Origin of the sequence: Guyparkeria sp., assembly GCF_046545975.1 — a bacterium.
GTDB lineage: Bacteria > Pseudomonadota > Gammaproteobacteria > Halothiobacillales > Halothiobacillaceae > Guyparkeria.
This window is the reverse complement of the sequence record NZ_JBKGYT010000104.1, coordinates 1-5344: the sequence shown is the minus strand read 5'-3', so window position 1 is coordinate 5344 and position 5344 is coordinate 1. Positions and strand designations below refer to the sequence as shown.

Genomic DNA, 5344 nt, shown 5'->3' with positions numbered 1-5344 from the left:
TCCATCCGTCGCGTACGCGTCTGGGATCTGCCGATCCGGGTGTTTCACTGGGCGCTGGTGGGGCTGATCGCCGGACTGTACCTGACCGGCGCGGTCTTCGATCGCTACCTGAACTGGCACATGTACCTGGGGGTGACCGTGGGCGGGCTTGTGATCTTTCGTCTGCTGTGGGGTCTCTGGGGCAGCGAGACGGCGCGGTTCGCTCGGTTCGTGCCCGGACCGCGGCGGCTGTGGCGCTACCTGCGCCGGGGCGATCGAGCCCACGCGGGCCCGGGCCACAGCCCGCTGGGGGCGCTTTCGGTGCTCGCGCTGTTGCTGCTGCTCGCCGCGCAGGTGGGTACCGGGCTGTTCGCCCACGACGATGCCTTCAACGAAGGGCCCTTCCACGATCTCGTCAGCTCGGACACGGCCGATGCGCTGACGGCCCTGCACAAGCAACTGTTCTACGTGCTGCTGGGGTTCATCGTCCTGCACGTGATGGGGGTCCTCTTCCACGTGGTCGTCAAGCGCCAGGACCTGTTGCGGGCGATGATTACCGGCTGGATGCGTCTCCCCGAGTCGATGCGCCCGCCCAACGCAAGGCCGCGCTTTGCCGGGCCGCTCGCCTTCGTGGTGGCCGCCGGGATCGCCGCCGCCGTGGCGTGGTGGGTGGCCTTGCAGGTCAGTACGCTGTAAGGGACACGTCGCCGCAAGGGATGTCGCTCCGGCATCCTCCTTCGGCGGCGGCTCAGGGGCGGCGAAGGCCGGCGTAGATCAGTGCGGCCGCGCCAACGAGCTCCGCCCAGCCCAGCCAGGAAAGTCCGTGGATGCCGTGGAGCTCCAGCCCGCGGCCCTGGGTCATGACGAAGACGGCCAGCAGCAGCCCGCCGAGCAGCGTGAGTCGGTTGCGGGTCCGGTCTCGTCGCGCCTCGTCGCGCAGGGTCCTGAGCTCCCGCTGCTGCCCTTCGAGAATATCCGACTGCCGGTGGATCTGCTGGAGGGCCTGGATCGACAGGCGCGGCAGCTCGGAGAGGTGCTGGTTGAGGTAGGGCGCCTCGTCGCGCAGGCGGCGCAGGAAGGCCTTCGGCCCCATCCGGTCGCGCATCCAGCGCTCGATGAAGGGCTTTGCCGTCTCCCAGAGGTCGAGGTCGGGATAGAGCTCCCGGCCCAGTCCCTCGATCGCGAGCAGGGTCTTCTGCAGCAGCACCAGCTGCGGCTGGACCTCCATGCTGAACTGGCGTGCCACCTGGAACAGGCGCAGCAGGAAGTGGCCGAAGGATATCTCCCGCAGCGGCTTCTGGAAGATCGGCTCGCAGACCGTGCGGATGGCCGCCTCGAACTCCTCGATGCGCGTGGTGCGCGGCACCCAGCCGGACTCGACGTGCAGCTCGGCGACCCGCCGGTAGTCGCGGTTGAAGAAGGCGTGGAAGTTCTCGGCCAGGTAGCGCTGGTCCTCGTGGGTCAGCGAGCCGACGATGCCGAAGTCCACCGCCATGTAGCGGGGCTGCCGGGGGGCGCTGGCGTCGACGAAGATGTTGCCCGGGTGCATGTCGGCGTGGAAGAAGTTGTGCTTGAACACCTGGGTGAAGAACACCTCCACGCCGATCTCGGCGAGCCGCTTCATGTCCACGCCGGCGGCATGCAGCAGGTCGGTGCGCGCGACCGGGATGCCGTGGATGCGCTCCTGGACCAGCACGTCGGTGCGGCACCAGTCCCAGTAGACCTGGGGGACGTAGAGCTGTGGCGAGTCGCCGAACTGGCGGCGGATCTCGGCGGCATTGGCCGCCTCGCGCTGCAGGTCGAGCTCGTTCATCAGCGTCTTGTCGAACTCGGTGACCACCTCGACCGGGTGCAGGCGCGGGCCTTCCGACCAGTAGCGCTCGGCCAGGCGGGCGATGGTGTAGAGGATTTCGAGATCGCTGCGGATGCGCCGGTGGATGCCCGGCCGGGTGATCTTGACGATCACCTCCTGGCCATCGTCGAGCGTGGCGGCGTGCACCTGCGCGATCGAGGCCGAGGCGAGCGGTTCGGCCTCGAAGCGGGCGAAGTGGGTCGTGACCGAGTCGCCCAGGGCGGCCTCGATGCGCTGGCGGGCGATGTCGGCCGGGAAGGGCCGCACGCGGTCCTGCAGCGCCGACAGGGCCTCGGCCAGGTCGGGCGGCAGCAGGTCGCGACGCGTGGAGAGCATCTGGCCGAACTTGACGAAGATCGGGCCGAGGTCCTCGAGCGCCGCGACCAGCCGCTCGCCGCGTGTGCGCCGGCGGTTGTCGGAAAGCCAGTACCAGGGCGAAAAGAATTTCAGGAAGCGGATGGGGCGGAAGATGCGCAGCGCCAGCACGATCTCGTCGAGCCCGTGGCGCAGCAGGACGAACTGGATCACCACCAGTCGCCAGATCAGTCTGGGTCGCATTCAGGCCTCCTGCCGTTCGTCGTGATCGCCGGCCCGGGCGGCGCGGGCCTCCACCTCCTGGAGACGGCGTTCGAGCCGGTCGACCGCGGTGCGGACCTCGTCGACCTCGTCGAGAAAGCCCGGCAGGTCCAGGTCGTCGACCACCAGCCGGGCCTCGTGGACCAGGTAATCGTGCTGTTCGATGCGGCGGGTCTCGCGCCACTCGGCGGTCGTGCGCTCAAGGCGGGTCGCCACCTGCTCGACCACCCCGGCGGCCGAGACGCCGATCTTCTCCGCCAGCCAGTCCGCCCAGTCGATGTCCAGTTCGCGCAGGGCGCGAAGGAAGGCGGTGGCCGCCTGCTCGTCCCCCTCGATCTCGATGTCGCCGGCAAACAGCGAGTCCATGTCGTGGCTGCGCTGCAGGGCCGCGAGCAGGGCCGGTCCGCTGGTATGGATGGTCGCGTCCGGCGTCAGGTCGTCGGCCGCCCGCCACATCAGTCCGTCGGTGGTCGGTGTGAGCGTGACTGACAGGGCGGGGTGCTCGACCAGCACGGTGAACACCATCCCTGCCTGGCGCGCGAGGCGATCCCGGGCTGCCGGGTCGCGGCGGATCAGCCGGTTGAGGGTGGTCTCGGCGGTGAATCGCAGGGCGGTGGACAGCATGGGCGGCAGCGCGTTGAGGACGGGTGGATCAGAGCCAGTCGGTCAGGGCGATGCCCACGCCGATCCGGCTGACGGATCGATTGTAATCGATCAGGCTCTCGCCGTAGCCGTTGAAGTACTGGACGTAGCCTTTCACGCGGTTGTTCAGGGGGAAGCTGTAATCGAGCTGGACCGCTCCCTTGTTCTCCGAGAAATCCAGGTTGTTGCGCAACGTGAGCGCCAGGGTCTGCTCCCGCCACTTGTAGGCGAGCAGGAGGTCCCCGTGGCCCATGTAGTCGGTGATGTGGGGGTTTTCGTCCTTGTCGGGCTCGGGCAGGCGGTACCAGCCCCGCAGCTGGCCGGCGAAGTTGCCTCGACCGAAGGCCACGCCGGCCGCGAGGCGGTTCCAGCTGCGGGAGCGATCCCCGCCCTGGCCGTTCGACTCGTGGATGAACGAGAGTCGCGCCCGCCGGAACGTCAGGCCGGCGAGGCTGTAGTCCATGTCGACGGTCAGGCCCGCCTCCGGCTCGTAGTTCGTCTCGCGGAAAGGCGACGAGTAGTCCACTTCCTGGCCGAGCCACTCGGTGTTGTAGGTCTGCCAGAGGGAGAGCTGGGTGTACCCGAAGTACAACGACGTGCCCGGGCCGAGCGGCTCCTTGAACCAGTCGAACTGGAACGAGAGCTGGAACTTGGTCTCGGCATGCTGCGGCTCGAAGTCGTAGACGTCGCGGGACAGGTCCGTCGGCGTGTAGGTCGCCGGCATCATGTAGTTCGGCTTGTAGCTGCGCATGACGAACGGGTTGTGTTCGTCCCTCTGCTCCGATTGCAGACGTTTTTCCAGGGCCACGGGATCCGAGTCCGCGAGCGCGGGCAGGAGGGACTGCCAGCCTTCCTCCTTCGCCTCGTCGCTGCTCGCCACGGGGCTGGACCCAGCCGTGGCCTCGCCGCCTTCCTTGCCGGCGACCGTCGCATCCGCTTTTTCGGGCTGCCCGGCCGGTTGGGGGGCTTCGGCAGACTCGTCGGCGGCCATGGCATCGAAGCAGGCGAGGCGTTCGGAATCGGCCTCGATCCGGGCGCAATCCGCCCAGGACGACGCCGTGGCAGGCGTGATCGGTGCGACCAGCAGCGATCCGCCCAGGGCAAGGGTGAGGGCGGGCAGGGCGGAATGGGGTGGTCGGGCAGGTTGCATGCTGAAGGACTGTCATTGCCGAATACGGATGGGTGGACCATCATAGACTCAACGTGGTTCCACTGACAGCGGGGGCGGCCATGGGAAAGGCCAGAAAGCACGCGAGAAAGCTGGACGCGGACTTCCCGTCCCGACCGGCGGGGGAGGTGGCGGCCACGCTCGTCGGCGCGCAGCAGGCGGTGTTCCGCAGCGCCTGGACGCATTACTGCCAGTCCGCGGACGACGACCCCGAAGCCCTGCACGACCTGCGGGTCGAGCTCAGGCGCCTGCGGGTGTGGATCAAGCTATCGCGGGACGTGATCCGCACGCGCAAGTCCACGCGCAAGCGGCTCAAGGCGCTGGCCCGTGCCAGCAGCCCCGCCCGGGACCGCGAGGTGATGATCGCCCTGCTCGGGCAGCTTGCCGGTGACCCGGAGATCGGCGAGACCGGCGAGCGCCTGGTCCGGCTGGCCGACGAGCATGATCCGCCTTCCCGCCAGCACCTGGCATTCGACCCGAGACCGGGGCTCAAGCCGCGTGCGCGCGGTGACACCCCGCCGTTCGTCGACTGGCTTGCCGAGCAGCTCGAGTGGATGCTCGGCCTGATCCGGCGGGACATGGACGAAGGACGGGCCGGCGCCCACGCGGCCCGGATCCAGGTCAAGTACCTGCGCTACCTGGTCGAGCCCATGAGCGAGCCGTTCGCCGGCGTCGCCCCGCTGCTCAAGGACCTCAAGACGATCCAGGACCGGCTCGGCGACGTCCACGACCTGGTCGTCTTTCGCGGCCATATCCCACGCTGGGCCGGCTGGCTGGTCGAGGATGCGCTCCCCGGGGCGCTGGAGCGTCCGGGCAAGCAGACGCGGGCGGTCACGCAATCCTTTGCCGAGGCCAGGTCGCGGGTCATCGACCTGGCGGGCTGGCAGGACGACCGTCTCGACTCCCTGTGGAAGGACTGGGAGATCGCGCGCCCGGCACTGGAGAAGCGCCTCGTGCGCGGGGTGAACCAGCTGGTCGCGGATCTTCGCAAGGCCGCGTCGGGGGCGGATTGACAAGCCGCTGAAAAACGACAAGAATGCGCGGTCCCGTGCCGGAGTAGCTCAGTTGGTAGAGCAGGGCATTCGTAATGCCAAGGTCGGGGGTTCGACTCCTCTCTCCGGCACCAC

General features: G+C 68.6%; 5 protein-coding genes and 1 tRNA gene. 3 read left to right on the top strand and 3 right to left on the bottom strand.

The genetic code is table 11. From position 1 onward, the window contains the following. Window positions 1-675 (top strand): cytochrome b/b6 domain-containing protein (locus tag ACLFMY_RS08290; protein WP_410764192.1); only part of this gene is annotated, 675 nt, incomplete at its 5' end. A 52-nt stretch (window positions 676-727) separates the two neighbouring features. On the opposite strand, the gene ubiB is transcribed toward ACLFMY_RS08290, so the two are convergent. From ubiB to ACLFMY_RS08275, 3 genes are read right to left on the bottom strand one after another with little or no spacing between them, the layout of a single operon-like run. After that, window positions 728-2389, bottom strand: coding sequence for a ubiquinone biosynthesis regulatory protein kinase UbiB (gene ubiB / locus ACLFMY_RS08285; protein ID WP_410764191.1), 1662 nt, complete (start codon window positions 2387-2389; stop codon window positions 728-730). After that, window positions 2390-3031 (bottom strand): SCP2 domain-containing protein, encoded by a 642-nt coding sequence (locus ACLFMY_RS08280; RefSeq protein WP_410764190.1) that lies wholly within the window; start codon window positions 3029-3031, stop codon window positions 2390-2392. It abuts the gene before it with no gap. A 28-nt stretch (window positions 3032-3059) separates the two neighbouring features. Then, the gene (locus ACLFMY_RS08275) at window positions 3060-4199 is read right to left on the bottom strand and encodes a phospholipase A (protein ID WP_410764189.1); all 1140 of its coding nucleotides are present in this window, start codon (window positions 4197-4199) and stop codon (window positions 3060-3062) included. Between the two features lie 80 nt (window positions 4200-4279). On the opposite strand from ACLFMY_RS08275, the gene ACLFMY_RS08270 reads away from it, so the two are divergent. Together ACLFMY_RS08270 and ACLFMY_RS08265 are read left to right on the top strand one after the other, a co-directional pair. After that, a complete protein-coding gene (locus tag ACLFMY_RS08270) occupies window positions 4280-5230 on the top strand; it encodes a CHAD domain-containing protein (RefSeq protein WP_410764188.1) in 951 nt (316 codons plus the stop codon). A 37-nt stretch (window positions 5231-5267) separates the two neighbouring features. Then, window positions 5268-5343, top strand: a tRNA-Thr gene (locus tag ACLFMY_RS08265). The last annotated feature ends 1 nt before the right edge of the window (window position 5344 follow it).

Excerpts from the sequence above, each read along its gene's own strand:
- ubiB (WP_410764191.1), bottom strand. The coding sequence starts at position 2,389 with ATGCGACCCAGACTGATCTGGCGACTGGTGGTGATCCAGTTCGTCCTG.
- ACLFMY_RS08280 (WP_410764190.1), bottom strand. The coding sequence starts at position 3,031 with ATGCTGTCCACCGCCCTGCGATTCACCGCCGAGACCACCCTCAACCGG.
- ACLFMY_RS08275 (WP_410764189.1), bottom strand. The coding sequence starts at position 4,199 with ATGCAACCTGCCCGACCACCCCATTCCGCCCTGCCCGCCCTCACCCTT.
- ACLFMY_RS08270 (WP_410764188.1), top strand. The coding sequence starts at position 4,280 with ATGGGAAAGGCCAGAAAGCACGCGAGAAAGCTGGACGCGGACTTCCCG.